Genomic DNA, 26,338 nt, shown 5'->3' with positions numbered 1-26,338 from the left:
CCTCATCGGCGAAACCGGATGCGTTGCCGCCGGCGGTTGCCGCGTCACCGCGCCCCGCAATGAACGGGTCCATCATCGCGCCCATGAACTGGTTCATGGCGTTGAACGTCGTCTGCTGCGATCCGGTCGCGGTCTCTCCGGCCGCCTGCGACAGGCCGTCGGCCGACATGTTGGCGAAAACAGCGGGAATGCCGCCGGTGGTGTTGAAGAAATTGGTCAGCGCGTTGGCGACGTTCTGCTGATTGCCGTTGAGGCCGCCCGGAATGGTGAAATCCAAGATCATACCGAGATAGACGTTATTGGCGTCGTAGCTCAACGTCGATGTGGCGTTTGATGGCGCATTCTCGGTGAGAAACGAAGAGAAGGTGCCATTGATGCCGCCGGTCGCGGTGAGGATCGTGTACTTCTTTTGCACATACGCGCCGTCAGCAAACACGACGCCTGCGGTCGCGCCACCAAGGGTAGCCGTGCCGGTGACATTGGCAAATGACGTCGTGGCCGGATTGACGAAAACTACATAGAGCGCACCGGACTGGAACGCGAGATTGCCGACAATCCTCATCGATGTGCCCGGCATGTTGAAATCACCAGCAAAAAATGCCCTGGAAATCGTGCTGTTGGCGCCCGTCACCGTGCCGGCACCACTCAGCTGAAGGAACGTCTGGTCGAAGCCGTTCAAGTCCACGGTCGCGCCGCCTGAAACCGCGAGTACGTTGAATATTCCAAAAGCGCGAGCGGATCCGGCACGCAACGTGCCGGCGTTCACGATCGTGAAACCAGAATAATTATTCATCCCCGCCAGCTCGAGGGTTCCGGCGCCGGTCTTGGTAAAGCCGCTTCCGACCAGCCCCGTGGTTGTGATCACGCCCTGGATTGTGCTGGTGGTGCCCCCTGCGATATCAAAGTTGGGATTGCCGCTGATGAAAAATCCAAAGTTATTGGCGAACGTGGCATTACCCGTAACGGCCAATCTCGCGCCATCGAGAATTGAGATAGACTTGTTGCCAATGCCGAGGTTGGTGTCGTTTGTGATGGACAACGTGCCAGCCCTGATGTTGACGAAATTGCCAAAGGTACTGGCTCCGGACAGGGTCAGAGTGCCGGCACCTGTCTTCTCTATTGCACCCGCGAAGCCGGTGATAGATGCGGCGAGCGTTGTATCGGTTGATTGCGCGAAAGTAAGTATGCTGGCCCCGATGTGAATATTTCCAATGATGCCCGCAGTCGCATTGCCGAACGTTATGGTGTTGACGTCGGCAGCGCCGCCCGTAAGGCGGATCGCTTCCGCCCTGGTTACGCCATCACCATTCAGTCCGCCGCTGATCGTGCCGTTGTTGATGATCGTCAGTCCCCTTCCGACAATACCGACACCACCCGCTCCGTTAGCGCCATTGCCGGCCCCGCCCATGCCACCGGCACCACCGGCCCCGCCGCTCAGCAGAGCTCCTGTCCCCACGTTCACGGTTCCACCGGGGTCGACAAATATCACCCCGACCCCTCCTGTGCCGCCTGAACCACCAAACCCCGCTGCGCTCGACCCGCCTGCTCCGCCAGCACCACCTGTTAGCTGAACGTTGCTGGAGGCGTTGAAGGTAGCATTGGGGAGTCTAAACCCAGCTTGTTCTCCGCCGGCGCCACCCCCGCCACCGCCGCCGCTGCCATTCCCTGCACCGCCATTACCGCCGGCGCTTCCAGTGAAGTTTGTGTTGGATGTCACGAGGGTGGCGTTCTGGAACCAGTTCTGGAATCCGCCGCCGCCTCCGCCGCCGCCATCTCCGACAAGGCCACCGGCCGCGCCATTGTCACCAGACAGCATCAAAGTGGCCGCTCCCGATCCGCCCGAAGCGCCGCCGCTTCCTGGTCCACCTCCCCCTGGAACGCGCCCACCGCCAAGGCCACCACCAGCGCCGCCGCCGCCGCCGCCACCGCCGCCGCCCGGATCGGCCCCGCCCGCAACCCCGTCATCGCCCGTGTTTCCCGTTATCATGTCCGCGCCACCGCTTCCCGCTCCGGCACCCGTTGCACCGGCGCCGCCCGCGCCGCCGTCCGCGAACGCGGGAGCGCAACCGACGCCAACAGCAACCACCGTGATGGAAAGCGACAACCGCACCAGCGCGGTGCTTCTCAACAGGGCTGTGCGAAGCTGCGAAGCCGCAAACGATGATTTTTGGGAGAACGACATGGGCCGAGACCTCGAAGTAAAAACTGAAAGTTCAGCGAAACGACTGAACGTGGCGGTGGCCCAGGAATTCAGACGGGGCGATGCTGGTATACCGGGCGTCGCTGCGCATCATCGGAACCAATGAGGTCGACGAATTGAGAACATGTGTTGCATAAGGGTGCGCGGTGGGTTCCCTGATGCCGGGCATGTCGGCCGCCACCTTGGAAAGGCTCACCTGGCATCCGCGGGGCTTCGACGAGATCAGGTTCCGAAGCGCCTCGCATCACACCAGCCAGAAATCGGCGGCCATCGGCGGATGCTGAACGACGCTGAGGTCCAGGACATCGGTATCGCTGAGCGATCCGTCGCTGCTGGTCATGGTCAGGTGTTCGACGCCGCTGAAATCGAACGCGCTGTGGTAGAGCACATTGTTGGCAACGCCGAGCACGGCATTGATCTGCGCCACACTGCCGGACAGCGTCACCGTGGCTGACCCGCTGCCGACGACGGTGGCGCCGGCAAATGCCCCGACGCTCAGCGTGCCATGATCGACGTGAAGCGTGGTGGTCAACGACGTGCCATCGGCGTCGCTGACGGCGAGCCCCGAGATCGCGATGTTCATGTTGGTTGCGACATTCCGCGACGCCGGCATGGTGTTGACCGGCGCGTCGTTGACACTGAGCCTGGCGCCCGCCGCAACGGACTCCAGGCCGTCGGTCACCTGGTAGGAGAACGCGACCGGAGCGCCGTCATTCGCCGCCGGCGTATAGCTCCAGGTGCCATTGTTGTTGTTGAGGAGCGCGCCGGAGCCTGCCGAGATTTGCAGATTGGTCGCCACCAGCACCGACGGACCGTCGGGATCGCTGGCGTTGACCAGCAGTTCGGCCTGCGTGATCAGCCGCGTGCCGGAGTTCGGGTTGATCGCCGCGAGCGCCGCATCGGCGCTCACCACCGGCGCATCGTTCACCGGCGTGATGTCGAGCGTCGCACCGTCGGTCACCGAAGTCGTGCCGTCAGTGACCGAATAGGAGAAGGACACCGAACTGTCATCGTTCGCCGCCGGCGCGTAGCTCCAGGTCCCGTTGTTGTTGTTGACCAGCGTGCCCGCGCCGGAAACGATCGCAAGAAAGGCTGCGGTCAGCGACGGCCCGTCGACATCCCCGACATTGCCCAGAAGCTCGGCCTGCGTGATCAGCCGCGCGCCGGAGTCCTCGGCGATCGCATTCAGGGTCACGAGGCCGGTCACGACCGGTGCATCGTCCACCGGCGTGATGTCGAGCGAGGCGCTGTTGGCCACCGAGGTGAAGCCGTCGGTGACCTGAAAGGAAAACGATGCCGACGCGTCATCGTGCAGCGCGGGCGTGAAGCTCCAGGTCCCGTCATTGTTGTCGACCAGGGTACCCGCGCCGGCAATGATCGCAAGATTGGCTGCGGTCAAGGATGGCCCGTCGACGTCCGTGACGTTGACCAACAGCTCCGCCTGCGTGATCAGCCGCGCGCCGGAATCCTCGGCAATCGCACTCAGGGTGACCGCACCGGCGACGTCAGGCGCAATGCTGTTCGTCCTTCCCTGGATGATGATTTTGAGGCTGGCCGAATTCGTGCCGCCATGTCCGTCGCTGATGCCGTAGGTAAAGCTGTCGACGAGCGTCTGGCCCGTATTCAGCGCATCCACAGCCGGATTGGAGTTGTCCAGCGTATAGGCGTAGCTGCCGTCGGCATGCATGACCAGCGTGCCATGGCTCAGATTGAACGTGCCGGAGCTTGTTACGGTGAGGGCGTTCCCGTCGGGATCGCTGTCGTTCGTCAGCACATTTCCCATGATCAGGTTGGGTGCGGCGTCTTCCGTTACGGTCCCGACATCAGCCACGGCTACCGGCGGATCGTTCGCCGCAATCGCCGTCAGAACGACATCGTTGCCGTCGCCACCGTGATAGCTGATCGCGTACCTGACGGCGCCGGAGAAGAATGTGCTGCCCTCGGCGTGACCCGCGAAGGTGCCGGTCACCGCATCCGCGGTGCCGTTATTATCGATGATGCGGAAGCTGTTGCCGACAGCGGGCACGAACCCGCTGAATAGCAACAGGTTGAGCGTCGCACCGCCCAGCGCGACGGTGCCGTTGACGACGACCTGATCGAAAACGCCGGCCTGGGCACCACCGAGCTGGACCGCGAAGCCCGCGCCTGACGAAAACGACAGGCTGCCCGTGTGCATATTGCCTGCAACGGTATCGAACGTGAGATCGAACACACCGCCGCTCCGCACTGTGACCGCGCCGGTGGTGCCGCCGCCCGTCAGTGTGGCGCCGCTGTGCACGGTGACGGCGGATCTCGCGATCGAGCCCTCCACGTCCAGCGTTCCCTGCAAGACCGTTGTCGCGCCCGAATAGGTGTTGGTCGTAAGAAGCACGAGCGTGCCGGTGCCGTCGACGACGATACCGGTCTGGCCCATGATGTAGCCCACGGCACCGGCATAGCCGGCGGCGGCGGCGGAGCCGGCATCGTCACCGATCACGTCGAAGATGTACTGTCCGAGGAAGCCCGTCAGGTTGCCATTGGCATCGCGTGTAACCCCGGTGCCATCAGGCCGAAAGGTCAGCGTGTTGTTGCCTTGCAGGTAGATGCCGCTGCCGAAGGCTTGGCCAGTCGGAATGCCGGCGATGATCGCGGGTTCGCCTGTCTGGACGACAGCTGGGGGGTTCGCGGTGCCGCCTCCCGTGACCGAATTGAAGACGATGCCCGTCGAGCCGGCGAAGGTCAGCGAGGCACCTTCTTGCACGAAGACGGCGCCACCCGCGCCAAGGCCGCCGCCGCCGTAGCCCCCGGTCAGCGTCCCGCCGCCCCCGAACCCGGCTGCGCCGTTCGTGACGGAGCCTCCTCCGCCGCCGCCGCCAAATCCGCCCTTGCCGAGGCCGGCGCCGCCGCCGCCGCCAAACCCGCCGTCCCCGCCGCCGCCACCACCACCACCGCCGTACCCGCCGTCGCCGCCGGTAAATGGGCTGCCCGCAGCGCCGCCGACGCCGCCGCCACCGCCGCCGCCGGGGCCGACGCCTCCGGGCTGATTACCAACCAACCAGCCAGCAAAAGTCCCATCGCCGCCGCCGCCACCGCCACCACCACCGCCGTTCAGGCCGCCTGCGCCCGGGGTGTAACTCCCCTGTTCGCCTATTCCGCCACTGGCACCGCCGGCGGCGCCGGAAACGAGGCCGGTCTCGCCGCTGCCACCCTGGAAATCATCGGCAGTGCCGCCGTCGCCCCCGATGCCGCCGCCTCCGCTGCCGCCTTTAAAAATGTCCACCGCGCCGCCGTCGCCGCCGAGACCGCCGCCGCCCCCCGCAGCGGATCCGATGATTGCATTGAGCGAGCCCAGACCGCCCTCAGCCGCGTTCTGGGAGAAATTGACATTGCTCAGCGTCACGTTTCCGGGGTTGCCGGCCACATTGGCGCCGACGAAAAGCCCGCCGCCCAGCCCGGCTCCACCACCGCCGCCTCCGCCGACATCCGAAGTACCGCCGTCGCCGCCCTGCGCCAGCATGTTGTTGATGAGAAGGTCGTTGATCTCGACCGTTCCGGCGTAGACGAAAAAGCCGCGCTGGATGCCGCCGCCGTTCAGCGTATGGCCACCGCCCTCGATGACCAGCGTGACGCCGACATGCAGGTTGATCGCCTGCATCGCCGTGGCGCCGAGGCTGATGTTGTTGCCCAGCGTGATGGTGACGACGGTGCCGGGTGCGGTGACGCCGGCGGCCGACACGATGGCGGCGTTCAACTGGGCAATGTTGGTGACGGTGGTCATTTCAAATCTTTCGACAGGGGAATGCGTTCAGCGCCCAAAAATTCGGACGGGGGACGTTGGAACGTCCGGCGCAGCGGCACATCATCGGAACCAATGAGGTCGACGAATTGCAGCTCGAATTATTTGGTTGGCGGGGTCGGGGCGGGGATGCGCAAGATCCGACGCCTGCAGATCAAGCGGCTACGGCGCGCGAACCGCCGGCGTCGAGGCCTGCAACAGGCGCAGCAGGTCGGCCTGCCGCAGCGTGTGGGTTTTCGCGAACATGTGCTGCAGATGGGTGCGCACGGTAGGCTCGCTGATGCCGAGCATGTCGGCCGCCTCCTTGGCGCCCAGTCCCTGGGCCAGTGCCAGCAGGACGCGCAGTTCTCCGCCGGTCAGCTTGTGCAGCCTGGCAAAGGCCTCCCCCGGCATCATCGGGGCTTCGAGCGGATCCTGCATGAAGATCGCGACGGAAGCGGCGAACGGCGCCACGATGTCGGCTCGCTGACCGCGCTGAACCGGCAGCAGGGTCGCGATATAGCCCGCGCCGGTTCCACTGGGGATGGCGAGCGAACGCTGGCCCCCACCATCGTCATCGCGGGCCGCGCGGTCGATCGCCATCGACAAGGCGGCGCTTGCGGCCGGATCGACGGGATCGAGGCGATTGTTCAGGATACGGATAGAGGTGCCGGCTTTGACCTGGCGCTCGGCCGCTTCATTCATGTACACGACACGGCCATCGCGCGCCGCGAGGAAAACGCCGGCGGCGAGGACATCGAGCGTCTTTTCCAGCATCTCCGAGCGCAGGGTGCGGATATCGAGCGCGTCCGAAATCGTCAGCGCGCGACAGACGTGCGGCGACAACAGCTTGAACAGCCCGATCTCGAGCTGCTGGTAATGCGGCGCCTGGTCTTTCCGGGACGCGTGCATCGAAGCCATGCGGCCGCCGGTCCGCAACGCCGGAAACCAGATCATGTCCGTCAGCGCGAACGGCTCCAGCACATCCCTGTAGAAACGGCTTTCGAGCAACTCCTGGCGATCGGTAGAGAGGATGTTGACGTCGCCGACGCTGGCGACGATGTCCGCCGCCGCCATCGGGCTTTGCGCATACTGGCTTCCCAGCTTTTCAAGGAATTCCGGTTGGTATCCGAACACGAACAGTTGATCGTTCTGCACGTGCCGCATGTCGTGCACGCAAATGCCGCCGCCTGTGCTTTCACAGAGATCGGCGATCTTCCGGCAGGTCTCGGGCCAAAGCTGCGGATCGAGCGCGCAGTCATAGATCGCGCCGATCGTATCCGACAGCGCTTGAGCTGAGACGCCCTCCAGGTCGATCATGTTGACATAACGGCTGCATTCACGGCCCACAGGCCGACCAATGCACGGACCGCGTGCAGTAGATTTTCTTTACAATACATGGGGTTCACCAATGAAACGATTGTTTCAGGTTTGGGAAATCGGGTCAAACGATATTGCGCGGAACTCGCCAGCGCGCAGCCAGGCGCAACGGCTTGTTGGCGTGCTGCAGGTTGAACCAGCCGACCGTCATCGGGGTAACAGCGGTGGCCTTGCTCTCGCGATTGGCCAACGCTGCAACAATATCGTCCTCGAATGCGAACGAAGATGTCGGTGGCTTTGCCGCGCCGGACCATCGCTGACCACTGTCAAGCGGCCAGCAGCAACTCACATCTCGATCCCGCTACTTCTCGCGCCCGCACCGCTCGACGGGCTCGTCAGCGAGAGGGACCTTGCGTCTCGGAATTCGGCGTGCCGGACGCATGATGCGTTGCACGATCACGATCATCGTTCGGGACCCATTCCTCCGCGCTTGAGTCCCAATGATGGGTATCGTCGAAGTGTTTCCAGAGTGGCGGCCTTCGCTTGCTTTCACCCTTCTGTCGCAATGCATTCAGGGCGCGGAGCACAACGAGCGCGCCAGCCATCGTCACCCATCCGCGAGCGTTATATCGGGAGTTCCATTTGAATGTCTCGAGCATGATGCCTCCTTCAAGAAAGAAGCCTTCCGCCATCCTAGCCCGGGCCAAGAACACAGGAATGTAAAGTACTTCACAGTCCGCCGACATCTTCGACATCGCCAGAGGCGAACCCATGAGGGCATGCGGCTGGCGGCGCCGGCGGGGACTGAGTGTCCCGGATCATATCCGCTCCATCATATCCTTTCTATCACAAGGACGGAATATCGTCGGCGATCGGGCACGTCCGAACGGCGGATGGTTGATGGAGATCGCAACAGCTGACGCGCGATCGACCCAATACGCAACGCATGCTGAGCCTGTCGATGTCGCCAATGCATTCCTCGCCAATCACCGCCTGCAAAGCGCGAGTGTGACTTTAATCACAGCACCCTTCCCGCACCTGCTTTACGCATCGTTGCACGGTCTGGATGATCCCGACCCCAACCAAAATGGTGGAGCTAGTCATGCAGACCTATTCGGCAGATCTGAACGCGATGCGTCCTCTTGCTGACCACGAACTTGACGCTGTATCAGGCGGCTTTGTTTATATCGCCGTCGTTGTAGGCTCGTTCCTTGCTGGAACGGGAATTCGGATGGGCCTTGACAAGATCGCCGAGGGAATCGCAGAGCCGCAAGGCACGCTGAAGGGCATAAAGCCCAGGGGCGGGAAGTAAGGCTAGCGACTTCATTCAATGCAGTGGAGCGCTCCCTGTTGATGCGGCGCTCCACTTCAACTTCTCCTTCTCTCGGCTGAGGAAGCGTTGCGGTGTCCACGGGTGTCGACAAGATAGCGCTCCGGCTTGAACGCTCATTTTCGTGACTTCAACGTGCCCCGTATCCCAACCGCCATGTCGTCGCTTCCTTCTGTTGCGAGTAATGAATAACCCTGCATTTCGGCGTTGGTGACGTGCGCACGCCCCTGTCGAGTGAGACGACTGCCGATATTCGGAACGGCAACGCCAAAAAGCATATCGAATCTTCGGCTTGAATACGGAACCTTTCGGGAAACGTCCGTTTTTTACCAACGCCCGACGGAGTCCACGATGAGCGTTGAAGCCGAACTGAAGTTCCGTGTTGCGCCCCGAAAGCTGCCCTCTGTTGCGAAGACCCGCCTGACGGGCGCGCGCCGCGGCGGCCGGTCCGAGCAAAATCTGGTGACAATCTATTTCGATACGGCCAAGCACAAGCTGAAACGCAACGGACTTACCCTGAGAGTCCGCCAGGCCGGCGATGACTATGTGCAGACGGTAAAGGCGGTAACGTCGGGAGCCCTCGCCCGCGGCGAGTGGGAAACGAAACTGGATGGCGCGACGCCCGATCTCACCAAAGCCAAAGACACGCCGCTCGACAGGCTGATCACCAGGAAGTTGCAGCGAAAGTTGAAACCTGTCTTCCGGACCTCCGTTCGTCGGATGGCGCTGCCGATCCGCACCCGGCGCAGCGAAATCGAACTCGCGGTTGACCGCGGAAAAATCGCGTCAGGCGGTCGCTCGAGACCGATCTCCGAATTTGAGCTCGAACTGAAGGGCGGAAGTTCCGCCGATCTGTTTCGGATAGCTCGCAGTTTCGAACGCAAGACCGGCGCCGAGCTTGATCTGCAATCAAAGTCTGAAAAAGGTTATCAGTTCGCCGGAGGCGGTCGCGAAAGCGCCAGCCATGCCGAACCGATCCACCTCGACAGGATATTGTCAGCCAACGATGCGTTCACCGCAATTGCCTCCTCCACGTTCCGGCATTTCGCGGCCAATGCGGACGCCATACGCAACCTGGACGCAGAAGCCATCCATCAAATGCGGGTAGGCCTGCGACGAACGCGTGCAGCCATCTCGCTTTTTGACGACGTGCTGCCGCGCGCGAGTACCGCCGGCATCAAGGAGGAGCTCAAGTGGCTTACAGGCCAACTCGCACGGGCTCGTGAAATCGACGTCTTTCTGGAAGAGCGCGTTGGCCCGGTAGTGAAAGCCGGCCCACCCAAGCGAGGGTCTCGCGCGATCGAGAAAAAGTTTGCGGCGCAACGCACCAAGGCGTTCAAGCGCGCCGGTCAAGCCGTCGGGTCACCCCGGTTCCGTCGCCTGCTGATCGATATGCTCGAATGGATCGAAACCAGAAAAGCGCCAGCCGACAAAGACAGATCGATTGGGCCGTACGCCGCCGAACTTCTCGATCGCCGCATCAGAAAGGTGCGCAAGCAAGGCAAGCGCCTGGACGAACTCTCACCCGACCAACGCCATAAATTGCGGATCAGGATCAAGAAGATCCGTTACGCCCTCGATTTCTTTGAAGGTCTCTACGATGACAGCGATCGCAAGGAGATTACGCAACTGTCAAGCCGGCTGAAAAACGTTCAGTCGGCGCTCGGAGCGTTGAACGATTTTATGGCGCACCGAAAGATGGCCACAGAAGCCGCCCTGACTGCTCCGCAGGCCAATCGAAGAGCCCAGGCCTTCGCGTCCGGTTTTCTGGTCGGTCAGGAGCGGGAGGCCGCAATTGGTCTGTTGAAGGCGGCACGTCGTGAGCTTCAGCACCTGCGTCCGCTGACCGTCGAGCCACTCCGATGAGGAAGCGTTGCGGTGTCCGCGGTTGACGAGATTGCGCTCTCAGGCCTTGGAAGGCCGCAATGACCCCGCCAGGATGCCGGTTCTGATGTCCAACCCCTCCCACGCGTACGTAGCACGCGTCATTTCGCAACACGCGCTTCCTCCTTCCTGGTCACATGCCAGATCACGAGGTGGTAGTGCGGCACGTCCACGCCGGGGTGACCAGGGTTGAAATAGATGCTGACGTGGTCAAGCGGTGCACCGGCGAACCCCGGCGCCTCCAATGGCTTGTGATCGTCGATGTCTTTTGTCGGGACCATATACACGGTCGCCATCAAGCGATCCTTGCGGTCGAAGGTCACGAATGGTCCGAGCGGCAAGGTTTCGGGTTTGACAAAGACGATGCCGAGGCTGGGAAAGAACTTTGGGAAGTTCACGAGATCGCTGACGCGCTTGTATCCGTCCTTCTCGGCCATCTTCCGCTGATTTGGCGGCGCACGAACGACGGCGGGCTTCCTGTGCGCTTTGGCTGCTCTGCGAACGGCTGGTTTGGCTTTTCTGACCTTGTCGGCGGTTTGCACCCTGGTCGGTGCTTGCACTTGCGGTGCCGCGCTTTGCGATGGACCAAATTGGGGTTGACCAAACGGGGGCTGAACAAATTGTGGTTGACCGAATTGCGGTTGACCGAATTGCGGTTGGCTCAATTGGGGTTGGCTCAATTGGGGTTGGCCAAATTGGGCGGCAGGCTGCCGCACATCGGCGATCAATCCGAGCGAAGCGACGAGAGCTGCGGTCACCAGCGCATTGCGCATCGTGATCTCCCAATCTCACCTGCCCTGCTTGCGTTCCTGCCACCGCATGAAATCCTGGAACAACTCTTCGCGGTCCGGCGGATTGCTGGCTGGCTGCTGCTCGAGGAACCGGCCGAACGCCTTGCGAAGCGCAGCCTCTCCGCCCGATTGCCGCTGCAGCCAGCGCTCTGCCGGACGAAATCGCCGCCACCCCGGCAGCACCTCGGGCAAATTCACCTCGCGCCATTTGGGGTGGTGAGCGTCACCGAGAAATTCGGGAAACCGCGAGAACAGCGTTTCGACAAAATGTTCCAGGAGCTGAAACCGCTCGCTTCGGGTCGGCCAGTTGTAGGCGAAAAGAGCGCATTTGATCGCGATCGTGTCGACGCTTTCACCGGTCCCAACGATGTTTGGGTAATCCTCGCGGCGGAACGTCGATGGCAGATAATCTTGCTGCAGCGCCCGGGAATACGGAATCGGCAGCAGGTGAATGCCATCCATTTGCGCGGTGCGGGCCAGGGCGCTGACCGGCTTGCCCGAAACCAGCAGGCTGGCGAAGATTTGCCCCTTCCTCATGCCATCCAGCGCGGCGTCCAGCCCCAGGTTCAATTCGCTGAACTTGACCTCCAGACGGTTGAGCACCTCACGGCCAAGCAGCGCGGCAGCACTGCCTTCTTCGCCGAGATTGACCGTCTTTCCCTCAAGATCCGCCAGGCTCTTGATCTCGGAGCGCGCGAGGAGATGGAACTCTTCGACAAAAAGCGGGGTGATGTAGACGAGCTTGTTCTGGATGTCCGGGATCGTCCTTGCATCGCGCAGCCGGTCGACCAGGACGACAGGCGCGATCGCCATGTCGGCACCTGCCAGCGTAAGCACGTCCAGGATGTTGCGGATGCCGCCGTTTCCCACCATCGGGAGCACCCGTAATGCGACCTCGCCGCGCGGACCGGTCTCCTGGCCGGTGGCCAACGTGGTCGCAATGTCCTGAGTGATGGCGAACTCGGTGCTTTGCGGCGGACCGGTTACCAATCCCGCGGTGTAAGGGCTCACAGCTGCTCCCGCTTCCTTCCGGGGAGCGCTTGCCTTGGGCGCAGATGCTTTGGCGGGTTCACTCGCAGAAACGGACGGTCGGGTTTGGGCGAGGCCCTCCCGGACCGGTTGGCCGAGCCAAGCCGCCGCAATGAATGCGGTCAACAAACCGACCCGCACCACTCCGCAGACCCTCATTGTTCCCACCTGTTCGACCAGACCGGCCCCGGGCGTGACATTCGCTCGCCGTCAGGGAAAAGGCTTGAGCCGACAAATCGTCACCCCGCGACGTCACAACCACGACCGGGCAAAGTGGATTTGCTTCGCCTTTTTTAACGCACCTGAACCAGTGGCGTTCCTTTGTCGGGGATGCCGATCAACGGACGTCGTCAGGCCGCTTCGGCAGGCCTGAAAACTGCCGATAGCAGGCTCGTGCACTGCAGCGAAGAGCAGGACTATTCAATTACGGCGTCAGCGCGCGCAAGAAGAGGGGCCGGGACTTCGAGACCGAATGTTCTGGCAGTTTTGAGGTTGATGTGAATCTCGTATCGATCTGGTTGTTCGACCGGGAGGTCGGCGGGCTTGGTCCTTGGGCGGTCCGATCGCGTATCACCCTATTTTGATGTGTGCTACTTAGATGGGTAGCAAACTGGCAGCAGGAGAAGCCGATCATGACTGACGATCAGGTCAATCTCGTCGTTCAGCACCTTTGCGAGCAATTGCACCTGGCGCTCCGATTGAAGGGCAGCGAGGCACATCCACCAAACGCCAAGGAAATTGGATTTGATCCTGCCTCTGTGAGAACTGTATTGCTGACCGGATTGCGTGCGGCGGGTGTCACGACCCACCACGAGGCAGCCGGGGCGGGCGAAGAGCCGCCGTGGTCCTAAAAAAAGCGCGGGACAGAAGCCCCGAGCCAATGCCTCAGGTGGGTCATTTTCAAATCTCGCTTCACACAAATGCGGTCTGCTTCAACCCATTACGTCAGAAAAGCGCGCCTCACTGCGGAGGTCGCAGCTCGATGCCGTAGCGGGCGTAGATCCGCGCGATGGTGCCATCGGCCAGCAGGGCCTCGATCGCCGCATCGACACGCGCGCGCAGCTGGTCGTCGGGGCGAAGCAGCCCGGCGGCAATATTCCAGTTCAGGTCCTGATCGTCGCCGAACGCCGGAATCAGGCGCAACGGCTTGTCGGCGTGCTGCAGGTTGAACCAGCCGACCGTCATCGGGGTGACGGCGGCAGCCTCGATCTCGCGATTGGCGAGCGCCGCAACGATGTCGTCCTCGAAGGCGAACGGAGACGTGGCGGCGCCGCCCTTGGCGAGCGTCATCGAGACCACCGAGCCGACGGGTACCCCGACCCGCTGGTCGGGACCGAGACCGGCCAGCGAGGACGCCTGTGAATCGCCGCGTACCGCGAGCACGACGCCGCTGCGGTGGTAAGGACGCGACGTCCGCACCCCGCCGGAGGGCGGCGTATCCTTGCGGGCGATGACGTCGAGCACGAGGTCGCAATCGGCGCGGCGATACTGGATCGCGCTGATCACCCACTCCCGCGTCAGCTTGACCCCGAGTTGCCCGGCAATTTTTTCGCCGAGTTCGATCTGGAATCCGTGGACCGGTCCGGACTTGCTGGCAAACGGCAGCGCGTTGGGGCTGGCGCAGAGCGTCAACGCACCGCGCTCGATGATGGCTTCGAGCGAGCGGGCATCCGCCGGAGCGCTCCAGATCATCAGCAGAGCGAGACTTGCCGCATATCGCGAGAGGCGATATCGCGGTTTCCACGCCGCTTTAGTCATCGAGCCCTCTGATGTAAGCCAGGATCGCGATGATCTGGCCGTCGCTGAACACCGACCCATAGGCGGGCATGGCGCCGACCTTGCCCTTCTTGATGCGCTCGATGAGGTATTCATCGCTGCGCTCGGACTTCGACAGCTTCGGACCCCTGCCCGCATGACGGCCGCCCTCCTGGTGACAGAAGCCGCAGGTGGTGGCGAACATTTTCCCGCCCTCGATGTCGTCAGGCGAGGCTTCGGCTTGCGGCAGCGGATTTGCAGCCTGCTGGGCCAACGCGGCGGTCGACAGAAATGGCCAGATGATGGCCGCAACAATCAGCAACGGTATTCGCATTCCAGCATCCGTATTAATCGCAAGAACGGCAACGCATTGAACGGCCGGGGCGGCAAGGCCTTGACCGCAAGGGCGGCAAGGAGATCGATCCCTGCCGCCCGCGCCACCATCATTGTCTGAGTGCGTAGACAATCAGAGCGCCGGTATTCTTCGACATGCTCTTGAAGGGCTCGCCATAGAGCGCAACGAACTCGTCGGCCACCAGGCTGCCCCAGCCCGCCGGTACGGCGACGTACTGCTTGCCGCCGGCCATGTAGCTGATGATGCCGGCGTTGTGCCCCATGCCGTTGTTGCGCGACCAGAGCTCTTCGCCGGTGTCGGCATTGTAGGCGTGCACGATGCCTTCGGCGTCCGGCACGAAAACCAGATTGCCCGCGGTGGCGAGAACGCTGGCGAGCGGCGGCTGCTTGTAGGCGACCTCCCACTTCTTGGCGCCGGTGACCGGATCACGGGCGCTGAGATGGCCACGGGCCGGTCCGTCCGGCGGCGCCACGATCTTGAACGTGGCGCCGAGGTTGAGCTGGGCCATCGGCTCCGTGATCGGCGTGGTCTTCTCGACCGTCATCTCCATGCACCACTCCTGCCCGATCCGGTAGAACAGCCCGTTCTTGGGGCTGTAGGCGCCGGAGTTCCAGCTGATGCCGCCGGCGATGGCCGGGCACAATGGCGGGTCCACCTTGCCTTCTACGAGGTCGCGGCGACCGATCAGTTCACCGGTCTTCGGATCGATGCTCTTGACGAAGTTGATGTTCTTTACCAGCGGCCAGACGTTCTCGACCTTGGCGTTGGAACGGTCATAGACGAAGATGTATCCGCTCTTGTTGGCATGCACCACGAGCTTCTTGCCGCCGCGCTCGATCATGACGAACTCGCCCACGGAAGAGTCGAAGTCCCAGGCATCGTGCGGCAGCTCCTGATGATAGAATTTGAGCTTTCCGGTATCGGGATCGAGCGCGATGACCGATGTCGTGTACAGATTGTCGCCCGGCCGCGGCCCGCTCTTCTTCCAGTCTGCGCCGGACCAGTCGTAGAGCGGCGCCGGGTTGGCGGTGCCCCACCACACCGAATTGGTTTCCGGATCGTAGGTTCCGGGCATCCAGCCGCCGCCGCCGCCGGTCCGCCAGGAGTCACCACCCCAGGTCTTCATGGCCTCTTCGGTTCCGGCCACCGTGAAGAATTCCCATTTCTTCTGGCCGGTCTTGCCGTCCACGCCGAAGATCGGTCCGCGACCGGTCCACTCGCCGCCCTGCGCACCAATGATCACCATATCCTTGACCACCAGCGGCGCACCGGTGAAGCCAACGGTCACCTTCTTGGAATCCAGCAGCTTGGTGTCCCACACCGGTTTGCCGGATTTCAGATCGAGTGCGATCAGGCGCCCGTCGACGGTGCCGACATAGAGATTGCCGCCCCCGATGGCGATGCCGCGATTGTAGGGCGAGTGCGTTTGCTTCGCGACCAGCTCCTCGTCGAGCTCCGGCGCATAGGCCCAGATCGTCTTGCCGGTCGCGCCATCAAGCGCGTAGACGCGGCTGTAGGAGCCCGAATAATACAGCACGCCGTCAAGCGCCAGCGGCGTCGACTGCAGGCCGCGGGTGGCGCGCTCCGGGAAATGCATCCAGGCGACTTCGAGATTCTTGACGTTGCCGGCATTGATCTGGTCGAGGCCGCTGTAATGGTAGGACTTGTAGGTGCCGTGATAGGTCGGCCAGTCGTTCATGGTCGCCTCGGCATTCAGCGCCGCAGGGTTCTGCGCGCGCGCCGGCGAGACGGTGACCAATGCAGCCACCGCCAGCGCGGCGCAGCCGACAACAGATCGTCCATAGAAAATCATCTGCATCCTCCCTTTGTGTTTGTTTGTTGGGCCGAATTTCCGTCGCGACTCGTGCAGAATGTTCTGGTGTCAAAGCCTCATGGGGCCGGCAGTTCGAGATGGATGGGTGGACCGGCGGGACTGCCGTCGAGGAGACCGCAGCACTTCATGCCGCCTGACCGAGAAGCGGCAATGGTCCGAACGAAGGAGTGTTGTCGAGGCGGGAGTGATTTCAGCGCAGCGCGGCACACGCGGTCATGGCCGGAGCTTGCCTGCCCCAAACGGTCCCCGGCGACGTCGGTGCGGTGCACCATGACATGTCCCTCGATGCGCCGCGCTATTAGCTGACCGGATTGTTGTTTTTTTGTGGAGCACCGCCGGCTTTGGCAACCCTGAGCTGAATTGCCTGATCCGCAAAAAATTTCCGGTCGGCTTCTTTGCAAATTTCAGTCAGGCTCGCACGCGCCGCCATCACGGCAACGACCACACGTCCGGCGACAATACAATCAGCAGGAAAGAGACCAGCGATGCGGCCTTACATCATCTGCCACATGAGCACATCCATTGATGGACGCCTGCATCCCAGCCGCTTCACCCGGGCGGCCACGGGCATCCCGGCGGATGTTTTGCGAGGACATTATGAAAAAATACATGAAGGGTTCGAAGCCGAGGGATGGATCGTCGGTCGCAAGACCATGAGTGAAATGGCCAAGGGAACCGAACGGCGCCTTGCCGAAGCGCCAAAAGCGCCACGTCAGGCACACATCGGCGAACGCCGTGGCCGCAAGCTCGCTATTGCCATCGACCCGTCGGGGCGGGTCCATTACGGCAATGACAATGTCGGCGGCGACCACGTAGTTGCGGTACTCGGCGAGCAGGTCGCCGACGCTTACCTCGCCGAACTTCGCGAAGACGGGGTTTCCTATGTCTTCGCCGGCGCGAAAGGCGATGATCTGTTGCACGGGATGAAGCAACTGACCGCTGTCTTGGGCGTCGAGAAGCTGCTGCTCGAAGGCGGCGGCAGGATCAACGGCGCATTCCTCAAGCACAGACTGATCGACGAGTTCAGCACATTGATCTGGCCCGCCGTCGACGGCGTGGCCGGCACGCAAAGCATCGTCGATTACGACGGCCCGGAGGGCGACCGTCCCGGCGCGGGTCAGTCGTTGCGGCTCACCCACTGCGAGACGCTGGAGGGCGGCATGATCTGGCTCCGTCACGCCGTGGAGCGCGCGCCCGGGTAGGGCCGCAATGCGCAACTCGCCGACCGAGCCATCACCGGCGCGTGTCAGCGACACATTCACCTCTTCGTCACTCAAAGCCCGGCCGCGGTACCAAATTCATCAGCATGTTGGCATAGCCGCCGTCGACGGTGATCTCGTCGCCATTGACGTAGGACGAGCGGTCGCTGGCGAGGTAGAGGATGGCGTCCGCGATGTCCTGCGGCAAGCCGACCCGCCGTAACGGCACCACGGCGGAGCGGCGTTCGGTGACACCGGGCGTATCGTAGAACGCCTGGCTCATCGGCGTGATCACCATGCCGGGGCTGACGACGTTGCTGCGGATGCCTGCCGGTCCCCACTCGCTGGCGAGCTGGCGCGAGAGCATGATGACGCCGGCCTTGCTGACGCTGTAGGCGCCGCTCTGGCCCTGCGCATGGCTGCCGGCGATCGACGACACGTGAACGATGCTGCCGCGCCCGGTTTTGCGCATCTGCCGGCCGAAGCTTTGCGCGCAGAGGAAGTAGCCGGTGAGATTGACCGACAGCACCGCGTTCCATTCGGCCAGCGTGAGATTCTCAAGGCCGCCCGGCCGCAGCACGGCGGCGGTGTTGACGAGCACGCCGCATGGCCCGAGCGATTGCTCGACCGCCTCGGACACGCCGGCAACGCTCTCGGCATTCGCGGTGTCGCAGCGCCCGACGAAATGCCCGGCGCCGAACTGGCGCAGCTCACTGCGCGTGGTCTCAAGGCCGCGCTCATCGAGATCGATCGCGGCGACGCGGGCGCCGGCCTGCGCAAGGCTGAGCGCCGTGGCGCGGCCGATGCCGCCGCCGCCGCCCGTCACCACGCACACGCGGCCTGTCAGGCCGAGCCAATCGGGTGGATTTTGTCCGGTCATGATGGCGATGCTCCCTGCTGTGGTTTTTTCTATTTGCGAAATTTCCTCATGGCCGCGGCGGCAATATAGCCGCCGCGACCTGTTCGTAGTTCGTAGGATGGGTTGAGCTCTTGCGAAACCCATCAGTTGCCGATCGAGATGATGATGGGTTTCGCGAAGAGCTCAACCCATCCTACGGTTCACCCCGTAATTCCCGCGGCGACCTGGCCGCGCAGCCGCTCCAGGCTGTGCAGGGTGTTGGCGCAGGCTTCGGCGACTTCGATGCCCTTGATGACGAAATGCTTGCGGAAGAAATCGTGGTGCACGGCGCTTTCATGGAACTGCTGCGGCGTCAGCACCGCCGAGAAGATCGGCACTTCGGTCTTCAGCTGCACGTCCATCAACGCCTTGATCACGGTGTCGGCGACGAATTCGTGGCGGTAGATGCCGCCATCGACCACGAGGCCCGCCGCCACGATCGCGGTGTAGCGCCGCGTCTTGGCGAGCAACTGCGCATGCAGCGGGATCTCGAACGAGCCCGGCACCTCGAACAGGTCGACCTGCGCGCGCAAAATATGCCGCGCCTCGATCTCTTCGAGGAAGGCGATGCGGCATTCCTCGACCACGTCGCGGTGCCAGGACGCCTGCACGAAGGCGACCCGCTGCGGCTTGACGAAACGCGGATGCACCGGCGCCGGCGGGCGCTCGGGCGTGTCGGGAACGCTGGCGCGTTCGGGAACGCTGACTTGCGCTTCCTGGGGCTGGGCCAGCTGGGTTTGGGCTTCAGGCTCTTGCAACATCTGATTCATGGCTTTCCTCTTTCAGGACCAGAATCAGGGCACACGGAACGACGATTGACCCACGCAAACGCGCGGGCCGCCGCAACCGTTCTCTTTCATCCGGACTTTAACCGTCGGCTTCGGAATCACACCGAATCTGCTGACCCTTCTTCGGGAGAAGAAGGCGCTCGCGGGCTTGGGCTACGTCACCCTTACCGCCGGTGGGGATTTTCACCCCGCCCTGAGAACATCGGCCGCCCGGAATGGACGACCTGACAGCAAATATGACCAAAGGCCGCGGCATCGGCAAGCTCCATCAGCACCGGGAATCTGCATGATCCCCATGACGGCGGGACAGGGCAGCGGCGGGTTTGTCTTCACCTCTCCCGCTTGCGGGGTCGAGACGAGCGAAGCTCGCTCTTAGGTCGACGCGCGAAGCGCGGCGGGTGGGGGTCTATCCACTCGATCGACGGTCCGTCGCCAGCGCGCGCTCGATCGCGCGCCGGGTTTTTTCGCGCCCAACAAAAATCGGCGCGACCATCTGTGGAAACACCACGAGGTCCCGCATCGGCACGATCGGGATGCCCGCGCCTGCCGTGATGGCTACCGGATTTGTTGCCCCGGCCGGCATGAGCGGAGGCAGGCTCGACTCGATTCGCGCGGCGAGATGATTCCAGTCGGGCAAGCCCAACGTTCTGGCGACAAGTTCCAGGCTCTCGCTGTGGGTGAGAGAAACCGATTTGGCCTCGAGAGCCTCGCGCAACGAATGCGCCATAGCCTTGGCATCGCGAAAATCGCGCATGGGATACGTCCTCTGCATTGGCGAACAAGATGTGTCAGGCGCTTGCGTTTCTGACTCGTTCGCTCTCGCAAAGGAGGCCTCGAACGGCTCGATACGTTCACCGTACCCTCGAAGGGGCGCAAGCAGCGGGTCGTATCCACCTGTGGAAAAATATGCGCCTCTGCGGAAGCGGCTGTCAATTCGGGTTAAGAAAAAATTAACCATTGTGGCGGGCCGGTGCTCTTCCGGTGGCGGCCGACACCAATCCACAGAATCCGATTCCGATTTGTTCTCAAATCAATAATTACGACCACGAAGAGCTGTGGACGGCCTGCGCATTGGCTGTGGACGGACTCCGGGGTCGGTTGCGCAGATTCCGCAAATCACATCACTTGAGCCGGCAAGCCTCGGGACGATCAAGAACAAGGTCAGGAACGATCAGGGGATTGCAGTCGGCCGCGACGCATCAGCTCCCGCGCGCGCCGGTCCCCGTGTGCGTATCAACTCACGTGAAATGGCAAGGTCGAGACGGAATGTCCCTCCTCGAAGGCATTATCGATTCCCCGAACAACCCGCTCGCGGTTGTCGAGGACATCGCCAGCGATAACAACTGGGCGTATGAGCGTTCCGGCGAAGACGAGGTGACGATCGTCTCCAAGGGCGACTGGACCGACTATCAGCTCTCCTTTACCTGGATGGCCGAGATCGAGGCGCTGCATCTGGCCTGCGCCTTCGACATGAAGATTCCACCCGCGCGCCGGCCCGAGGTGCAGCGGCTGATATCCGCGATCAACGAGCAATTGTGGATCGGCCATTTCGACATCTGGACCCATACCGGCATGATCATGTACCGGCAGGCGCTGGTGCTGCCAAACGGGCTCACCGCCTCGACCGCGCAATGCGAAGCCATGCTGGTCGGCGCCATCCACGCCTGCGAACGCTATTACCCCGCGTTCCAGTTCGTGGTCTGGGCCGGCAAGACCGCCGCGGAAGCCATGAGCGCCGCGATGTTTGATACCGAGGGCGAGGCGTAGGCGCTTTAGCCCGAACCACCTCCACATATTCGGTGTCGTCCCGGGCTTGACCCGGGACCCATACGCCGTGACGTGAATGGCTAAAGCAAACTGCTTGTGGCCTGTCCTTCGCTTCACTAGAACCGCTGGTGGTTATGGGTCCCGGCTCCTGGTGCGCAATTGCGCACCGGGCCGGGACGACAGCGAATTCGTGGTGAGCACCTTGAGCACAACCAACGCACTCAAAAACGTCCACGGCACCATCGCGCTCGCGGGCGCGGGCAAGATGGGCGGCGCGATGCTGACCGGCTGGCTGGCGCAGGGGCTCGATCCCCAGCGCGTCGTGGTGATCGAGCCGCATCCCGCCGGCGAGATCAGCGCGCTGGCGGCGCAGGGCATCCGGCTGAACCCGACGCCGAAGGATGTCGGCGAGGTCGATACGCTGGTGGTGGCGGTGAAGCCGCAATCCTTCCGCGAAGCCGGTGCGGCGCTGAAGGCTTTCGTAGGATCGTCGACGCTGGTGGTCTCGATCATGGCGGGCACGACGATCGCCGTGCTTGAATCGATCGTCGGCGGCAGCGTGGTTCGCGCCATGCCGAACACGCCGGCCGCGATCGGCCGCGGCATTACGGTCGCGGTCGCGGCGAAGAAAGTCAGCGCGGCGCAACGCGGAATCGCGGACGCGCTGCTGCGCGCGACGGGCTCGGTCGAATGGGTCGACAAGGAAAGCCTGATGGACGCGGTGACGGCGGTGTCCGGTTCGGGGCCGGCTTACGTGTTCCTGCTCGCCGAAGAACTCGCGCGCGCCGGTGTCGCGGCCGGACTGCCGGAGGAACTGGCGACCAAGCTCGCGCGGGAAACCGTCGCCGGCTCCGGCGAGCTCCTGCACCGTTCGGACCTGTCGTCGGCAACCTTGCGCCAGAACGTCACCTCGCCCGGCGGCACCACCGCGGCAGCGCTCGAAGTGCTGATGGGTCCTGACGGAATGCAGAAGCTGATGACGCGCGCGGTGGCCGCGGCGACGCAGCGCTCGAAGGACCTGGCGAAATGAACTCTATTGTCATTGCCGGGCTTGACCCGGCAATCCATCCCCTTCGATCGACTCTTCCGAAGAGGGGATGGATGCGCGGGTCAAGCCCGCGCATGACGAGTTAGTGGCGAGTGCAGCTACTTCACGCCCAGCCGCTTGTTAAACATCTCGACATTGACGAGGCCGCGGGCGTGGCGGCCGTCGCCGATCTTGCGCTCGCCTTCAAAGGCCTCGACCTCGAAGCGGATCACGCGGCGTTCCACCGCGACCACTTTCGCCGTGGTCCGCACGGTCGCGCCGACCAGCGAAGCGCCGAGATGGCGGATATCGACCTCGGTGCCGACCGTGATCCAGCCCGGCTGAAGATGGTCCCGGACGGCGTCGCCCGATGCCATCTCCATCTCCAGGATCATCATCGGCGTCGCATAGACCATCGGCATATCAGGCACGAAATGCCCGACCGTGCGCTCCGGCGGCACCACCAGCGTGCGTTCAGCGCTCATGCCGATTTTTATGATTTCGCGTGCGTCCATGGGGCTGGTCCAAATCACTCGCCGTCGTCCCGGCCTTGAGCCGGGACCCATAACCACCAAACGTTGTTGTTGCTGAAGGTGTCAGCCACCTTGCTCCAACCGAGAGCACAACGCGGTATGGGTCCCGGCATTCGCCGGGACGACAGGCGCCCTACTTCTTCGCGGCAGCCGCGCGTTCCACAAACGTTTTGCCGCCCTTCATCTTGTGGGCGAGCGGGGCTTCGTTGATCTGGATCACGACCGCATCGGCATCGACGCCGAGGTTCTTGACCAGCGCCTGGGTGATGTCGCGCATCATGCCGGCCTTCTGCTCGTCGGTGCGGCCGGCGGCCATGCTCACGGTAATCTCGGGCATTTTTTTCTTTCTCCCTCTTTACTTCGTCATGGCCGGGCTTGTCCCGGGCCATCCACGATCCTTTGCATCAAACAAGACGTGGATATCAGGCACAAGGCCCGGCACCACGTCTGAAATGAATGGCTAGCCCCACTTCACGTCATGGCGCGCCAAGACTTCGCGCACGGCGTCGACGAGCTTGCTGGCATCGACCTCGTATTGGGCCTCGGACTGCTTCTTCAGATACTCCTCGCGGTCCTTGATCTCGGTCAGCCCCGCCCCGAGGATGAGGTCCTTGAGCTGAACCTTGCCGTTGGCCCGCTCGTCCGAGCCCTGGATGATCGCGCAAGGGCTGTTGCGGCGGTCGGCATATTTCATCTGCTGGCCGAGGCTGTGTTTCGGATTTCCGAGATATAGTTCCGCGCGGATACCAGCGTTGCGCAGCGTCGCGACCATTTTCTGGTAATCGGCGATTTCGCCGCCGAACACGGTGACGACAACAGGCCCGACAGCGGGCCTGGTGTCGACCTTGCCGATCAGTGTCAGCGCCGCCTGCAGCCGCGAGACGCCAATGGAGAAGCCAGTTGCAGGAACGGGTTCGCCGCGAAAGCGCGAGACCAGGCCATCGTAACGTCCGCCGCCGCCGACCGAGCCGAAACGCACCGGACGGCCCTTTTCGTCCCTAGTCTCCAGCAGCAGCTCAACTTCGTAGACTGCACCGGTGTAATATTCGAGACCGCGGACGACGGAAGGATCGATCCGGATGCGATCCGATGCGTAACCGGATGCTGTGACCAGTTTGGCAATCTCTTCCAATTCGCTGACGCCAGCCTGACCCACGTCGCTCTTGGCGAGATAAACATCGGCGGCGGCAATGGCCTCTTTCCAGTCGTCGCGTTTTTGCGTGACGGCCAAAACGATGTCGGCATCCGCGGCGCTTAACCCGGCTCCGTTTGTGAAGTCGCCCTTGCCTTCTTCGCCCCCATCCCATCGTCCGGGACCGAGCAGTTTGCGAACTTCGTCGGCGGAAAATTTGTCGAGCTTGTCGATAGCGCGCAGCACCGTGAGCCGGCGTCCGGCATTCTCCTCGCCGCCGAGACCGATCGCTTCCAACGCCCCGTCGAGCACCTTGCGGTTGTTGACCTTCACCACATAGCTGCCGCGCGGAATGCCGAGCGCTTCCATGGTGTCCGCCGCCATCATGCACATCTCGGCATCGGCGGCCGGCGTCGGCGCGCCGACGGTATCGGCGTCGAACTGCATGAACTGGCGGAAGCGACCCGGACCCGGCTTCTCGTTGCGAAACACCCACCCGAAACGATAGGAACGATAGGGCTTCGGCAGTGAGTCAAAATTCTCCGCGACATAGCGCGCCAGCGGCGCGGTCAAATCGTAGCGCAGCGAGATCCACTGCTCGTCATCGTCCTGGAACGAGAATACGCCCTCGTTCGGCCGGTCCTGGTCGGGCAGGAATTTGCCGAGCGCGTCGGTGAACTCCATCGCCGGGGTTTCCACCGGCTCAAACCCATAGCGCTCATAGACTTCGCGGATTTTCTCGACCATCTGCCGCGTCGCCGAGATCGCAGCGGGACCGCGATCCTCCAGCCCGCGCGGCAGGCGCGCCTTCAGCTTCTGGGGTTTTTTGGATTTGTCTACCATGGGCGGCGTTGCAACTTGTGTAGGGTGGGCAAAGCCGCTTCTGGCGCCGCGCTCACCGGGAAAAACAGGGTGGGCTCTTTGCTCGGCCCATCCCTCGCACTTAGCCCACCGGGCCGGTTTTGACCAGAACGTCCTGCCCGGCGTTTAAGGGGTTTCCATCCTGGCGCGCAGCGCATCGGCGTCGGCCTTCGACATCTTTTTCAGCATCGGCCGGATCGTCTCGCCGCCGACGATCTTGCCGTTCCGCAAGAACATCCAGTCCGAGATGTCGGCCTCCCTGAACTCGGCCAGGTCGCCGGCCCGCTTGCCGCGCAAATGGACGGGCGTGTTGGCGAAACTGCCCGAATAGCGGCCGTTTCCAATCTTCTTCACCTCGGCCATCCAGATATGTTCGCCGCTGTTGTTCGGATAGGGAAAACGCGCCTTGAGAGAGTGACCGGTCTCCGACGGTTTTGGCGCGTCGTAGGAAGCCCAGAATTTCGGCAGCGTAGAACGCGCCTGCGCGATCGCTGCAATGATCTCCGGGTCACCGTTGCGAAAGTCGATCACGGGGGAGCGGTCCTCGGCCCTGACACTCGTTGTAGGGGAGCCGAGAAGCGCAAGCGCCGCCGCGAAGGCAGCCGCCACGACGCATTTCGAGCATGTTGAGAGGGCTGAGCTCATTTTCATCATTCGACGAACCGCTATCCGCAAGTCCGGAGTTGGTCGCGCAAGGGGCGAAACAGTTCACGGCGGAAGGGCACACCCAAGAGCGAGAACGCGGCCGTTCTTCCCTTCTCCCCTTGTGGGAGAAGGTGGCGCGAAGCGCCGGATGAGGGGTTCTATCCGCATCTCCGAATCTTGCCGTGAGGAGAGAACCCCTCACCCGTCAGCCTTCGGCTGCCACCCTCTCCCACAAGGGAAGAGGGGAAGAGCGTCCTACGCCGCTGCCGCCTTGCCCTTCGGCTGCACTTCGACCGCAAAATCCGCCATCAGCTGTTCCGAAATCTGGCCGGGCGTGAACTTCCAGTCGGCGATCTCAGCCACGGGAGTGATTTCGGCGGCGGTGCCGGTGATGAAGCATTCCGTAAAGCTGGAGAGTTCGTCCGGCATGATGCGGCGCTCGATCACTTCGATGCCGCGGCGCCGCGCGAGATCGATCGCGGTGGCGCGGGTGATGCCGGCGAGGAAACAGTCTGCGATCGGGGTGTGGATCTTGCCGTCTCCGACGAAGAAGATGTTGGCGCCGGTGCATTCGGCGACCCGCCCCTGCCAGTCCAGCATCATGGCGTCGGCATAGCCGGCGCGCTCCGCCTTATGTTTTGAGATGGTGCAGATCATGTAGAGACCGGAGGCCTTCGCCATCGCCGGGATCGTCATCGGATCGGGCCGCCGGTATTCGGCAAGGCACATGCGGATGCCCTTCATCCTGGTGGCCGGATCGAAATAGCTCGGCCAGTCCCAGGCCGCGATCGCCAGATGAATGGTGTTCGATGACGCCGACACGCCCATCATCTCCGAACCGCGCCAGGCGATCGGGCGAAGATAAGCGTCCGGCAGCTTGTTGCTGTCGATCACGAGCTGCTTGGCGGCATCGATCTCGGCCACCGAATACGGAATCTCGAAATCGAGGATGTTGGCCGAGTTCTTCAGCCGCTCGGAATGTTCCGTGCTCTTGAACACCCTGCCGCCATAGGCACGCTCGCCCTCGAACACGCAGCTGGCGTAATGCAGCCCGTGGGTCAGCACATGCACATTGGCGTCGGCCCACGGCACAAGCTTGCCATCGTACCAGATCAAGCCATCGATCTTGTCGAAGGAAACTCCCATGGGCTTTCTCCTTTTATGGACGCAGTTCGTCAATCGCGCAGGCACACGGCTCCGCGGGGCGCGCACGCCCCGCGCTCACATTCAATGAAA

At 62.8% G+C, this 26,338-nt stretch carries 23 protein-coding genes and 1 riboswitch; of the genes, 6 read left to right on the top strand and 17 right to left on the bottom strand.

Translation table 11 applies throughout. The features are described from left to right. From JQ558_RS37995 to JQ558_RS37985, 4 genes are all read right to left on the bottom strand, one after another. The coding region (locus JQ558_RS37995; RefSeq protein ID WP_212296415.1) for an autotransporter-associated beta strand repeat-containing protein at positions 1-2,182 on the bottom strand (2,182 nt) is incomplete at its 3' end. A gap of 262 nt (positions 2,183-2,444) precedes the next feature. Then, a complete protein-coding gene (locus JQ558_RS37990; protein ID WP_212296414.1) occupies positions 2,445-5,957 on the bottom strand; it encodes a cadherin-like domain-containing protein in 3,513 nt (1,170 codons plus the stop codon). A 180-nt stretch (positions 5,958-6,137) separates the two neighbouring features. Beyond that, positions 6,138-7,274: a helix-turn-helix transcriptional regulator gene (locus JQ558_RS33480; RefSeq protein ID WP_212296413.1), complete on the bottom strand. Its 1,137-nt coding sequence runs from the start codon at positions 7,272-7,274 to the stop codon at positions 6,138-6,140. Between the two features lie 124 nt (positions 7,275-7,398). After that, on the bottom strand, positions 7,399-7,524 hold the full coding sequence (locus JQ558_RS37985) for a hypothetical protein (protein ID WP_283814203.1): 126 nt from the start codon (positions 7,522-7,524) through the stop codon (positions 7,399-7,401). A gap of 852 nt (positions 7,525-8,376) precedes the next feature. Between JQ558_RS37985 and JQ558_RS33475 the strand changes: the two genes are divergently transcribed. After that, the gene (locus JQ558_RS33475) at positions 8,377-8,586 is read left to right on the top strand and encodes a hypothetical protein (protein ID WP_212212915.1); all 210 of its coding nucleotides are present in this window, start codon (positions 8,377-8,379) and stop codon (positions 8,584-8,586) included. A gap of 369 nt (positions 8,587-8,955) precedes the next feature. Continuing rightward, positions 8,956-10,470 (top strand): CYTH and CHAD domain-containing protein, encoded by a 1,515-nt coding sequence (locus JQ558_RS33470; protein ID WP_212296412.1) that lies wholly within the window; start codon positions 8,956-8,958, stop codon positions 10,468-10,470. A 119-nt stretch (positions 10,471-10,589) separates the two neighbouring features. Here JQ558_RS33470 and JQ558_RS37605 read toward each other — a convergent pair whose 3' ends face one another. Both JQ558_RS37605 and JQ558_RS33460 read right to left on the bottom strand, forming a co-directional pair. Further along, positions 10,590-11,261 carry a hypothetical protein gene (locus JQ558_RS37605; protein WP_249142749.1) on the bottom strand — a complete coding sequence of 224 codons (672 nt, stop codon included), beginning with the start codon at positions 11,259-11,261 and terminating at the stop codon, positions 10,590-10,592. 15 nt (positions 11,262-11,276) lie between these two features. Continuing rightward, entirely contained in the window at positions 11,277-12,452 is a 1,176-nt protein-coding gene (locus JQ558_RS33460; protein WP_312015060.1) for a TAXI family TRAP transporter solute-binding subunit, read from the bottom strand. Between the two features lie 488 nt (positions 12,453-12,940). Here JQ558_RS33460 and JQ558_RS33455 point away from each other — a divergent pair, with 488 nt between their 5' ends. After that, positions 12,941-13,159, top strand: a complete 219-nt coding sequence (locus tag JQ558_RS33455) for a hypothetical protein (RefSeq protein ID WP_212296411.1) — start codon at positions 12,941-12,943, stop codon at positions 13,157-13,159. A 109-nt stretch (positions 13,160-13,268) separates the two neighbouring features. On the opposite strand, the gene JQ558_RS33450 is transcribed toward JQ558_RS33455, so the two are convergent. From JQ558_RS33450 to JQ558_RS33440, 3 genes are all read right to left on the bottom strand, one after another. Continuing rightward, positions 13,269-14,066: an ABC transporter substrate-binding protein gene (locus tag JQ558_RS33450; RefSeq protein WP_249142748.1), complete on the bottom strand. Its 798-nt coding sequence runs from the start codon at positions 14,064-14,066 to the stop codon at positions 13,269-13,271. Then, complete coding sequence (locus tag JQ558_RS33445; protein ID WP_212212921.1) at positions 14,059-14,397, bottom strand: cytochrome c; 339 nt, start codon at positions 14,395-14,397, stop codon at positions 14,059-14,061. Before JQ558_RS33445 ends, JQ558_RS33450 begins: the two co-directional genes overlap by 8 nt. 109 nt (positions 14,398-14,506) lie before the next feature. Continuing rightward, positions 14,507-16,231: a PQQ-binding-like beta-propeller repeat protein gene (locus JQ558_RS33440; RefSeq protein ID WP_212296410.1), complete on the bottom strand. Its 1,725-nt coding sequence runs from the start codon at positions 16,229-16,231 to the stop codon at positions 14,507-14,509. Positions 16,232-16,737: 506 nt separating this feature from the next. Between JQ558_RS33440 and JQ558_RS33435 the strand changes: the two genes are divergently transcribed. Continuing rightward, on the top strand, positions 16,738-17,454 hold the full coding sequence (locus JQ558_RS33435; RefSeq protein WP_212296409.1) for a dihydrofolate reductase family protein: 717 nt from the start codon (positions 16,738-16,740) through the stop codon (positions 17,452-17,454). Positions 17,455-17,521: 67 nt separating this feature from the next. On the opposite strand, the gene JQ558_RS33430 is transcribed toward JQ558_RS33435, so the two are convergent. The 3 genes from JQ558_RS33430 to JQ558_RS33420 all read right to left on the bottom strand — a co-directional run bounded on the left by JQ558_RS33430 (position 17,522) and on the right by JQ558_RS33420 (position 19,891). Next, positions 17,522-18,331 carry an SDR family NAD(P)-dependent oxidoreductase gene (locus JQ558_RS33430; RefSeq protein ID WP_212212925.1) on the bottom strand — a complete coding sequence of 270 codons (810 nt, stop codon included), beginning with the start codon at positions 18,329-18,331 and terminating at the stop codon, positions 17,522-17,524. A gap of 179 nt (positions 18,332-18,510) precedes the next feature. Next, positions 18,511-19,119 carry a 6,7-dimethyl-8-ribityllumazine synthase gene (locus JQ558_RS33425; RefSeq protein ID WP_212296408.1) on the bottom strand — a complete coding sequence of 203 codons (609 nt, stop codon included), beginning with the start codon at positions 19,117-19,119 and terminating at the stop codon, positions 18,511-18,513. Between the two features lie 74 nt (positions 19,120-19,193). Further along, a riboswitch (FMN riboswitch) is annotated at positions 19,194-19,342 on the bottom strand. Between the two features lie 201 nt (positions 19,343-19,543). Continuing rightward, positions 19,544-19,891 carry a glyoxalase superfamily protein gene (locus JQ558_RS33420; RefSeq protein WP_212296407.1) on the bottom strand — a complete coding sequence of 116 codons (348 nt, stop codon included), beginning with the start codon at positions 19,889-19,891 and terminating at the stop codon, positions 19,544-19,546. A gap of 512 nt (positions 19,892-20,403) precedes the next feature. Here JQ558_RS33420 and JQ558_RS33415 point away from each other — a divergent pair. Together JQ558_RS33415 and proC are read left to right on the top strand one after the other, a co-directional pair. Next, positions 20,404-20,904, top strand: a complete 501-nt coding sequence (locus JQ558_RS33415) for a YbjN domain-containing protein (RefSeq protein ID WP_212212934.1) — start codon at positions 20,404-20,406, stop codon at positions 20,902-20,904. A gap of 202 nt (positions 20,905-21,106) precedes the next feature. Next, a complete protein-coding gene (gene proC / locus JQ558_RS33410; protein ID WP_249142747.1) occupies positions 21,107-21,934 on the top strand; it encodes a pyrroline-5-carboxylate reductase in 828 nt (275 codons plus the stop codon). A gap of 116 nt (positions 21,935-22,050) precedes the next feature. Here proC and JQ558_RS33405 read toward each other — a convergent pair whose 3' ends face one another. From JQ558_RS33405 to JQ558_RS33385, 5 genes are all read right to left on the bottom strand, one after another. Then, a complete protein-coding gene (locus tag JQ558_RS33405; RefSeq protein ID WP_212212940.1) occupies positions 22,051-22,446 on the bottom strand; it encodes a thioesterase family protein in 396 nt (131 codons plus the stop codon). A 151-nt stretch (positions 22,447-22,597) separates the two neighbouring features. Beyond that, positions 22,598-22,801: a tautomerase family protein gene (locus JQ558_RS33400; RefSeq protein ID WP_025590867.1), complete on the bottom strand. Its 204-nt coding sequence runs from the start codon at positions 22,799-22,801 to the stop codon at positions 22,598-22,600. 123 nt (positions 22,802-22,924) lie between these two features. After that, entirely contained in the window at positions 22,925-24,439 is a 1,515-nt protein-coding gene (gene hisS, locus JQ558_RS33395) for a histidine--tRNA ligase (RefSeq protein ID WP_212296405.1), read from the bottom strand. A gap of 144 nt (positions 24,440-24,583) precedes the next feature. Continuing rightward, positions 24,584-25,102: a DUF2314 domain-containing protein gene (locus tag JQ558_RS33390; RefSeq protein ID WP_212276268.1), complete on the bottom strand. Its 519-nt coding sequence runs from the start codon at positions 25,100-25,102 to the stop codon at positions 24,584-24,586. A 255-nt stretch (positions 25,103-25,357) separates the two neighbouring features. Continuing rightward, positions 25,358-26,248, bottom strand: a complete 891-nt coding sequence (locus tag JQ558_RS33385; RefSeq protein WP_212296404.1) for a branched-chain amino acid aminotransferase — start codon at positions 26,246-26,248, stop codon at positions 25,358-25,360. Between the last annotated feature and the right edge of the window lie 90 nt (positions 26,249-26,338).

It is taken from the genome of Bradyrhizobium sp. AUGA SZCCT0160 (assembly GCF_018130105.1).
GTDB lineage: Bacteria > Pseudomonadota > Alphaproteobacteria > Rhizobiales > Xanthobacteraceae > Bradyrhizobium.
This window is presented reverse-complemented; position numbering and strand designations above follow the sequence as displayed.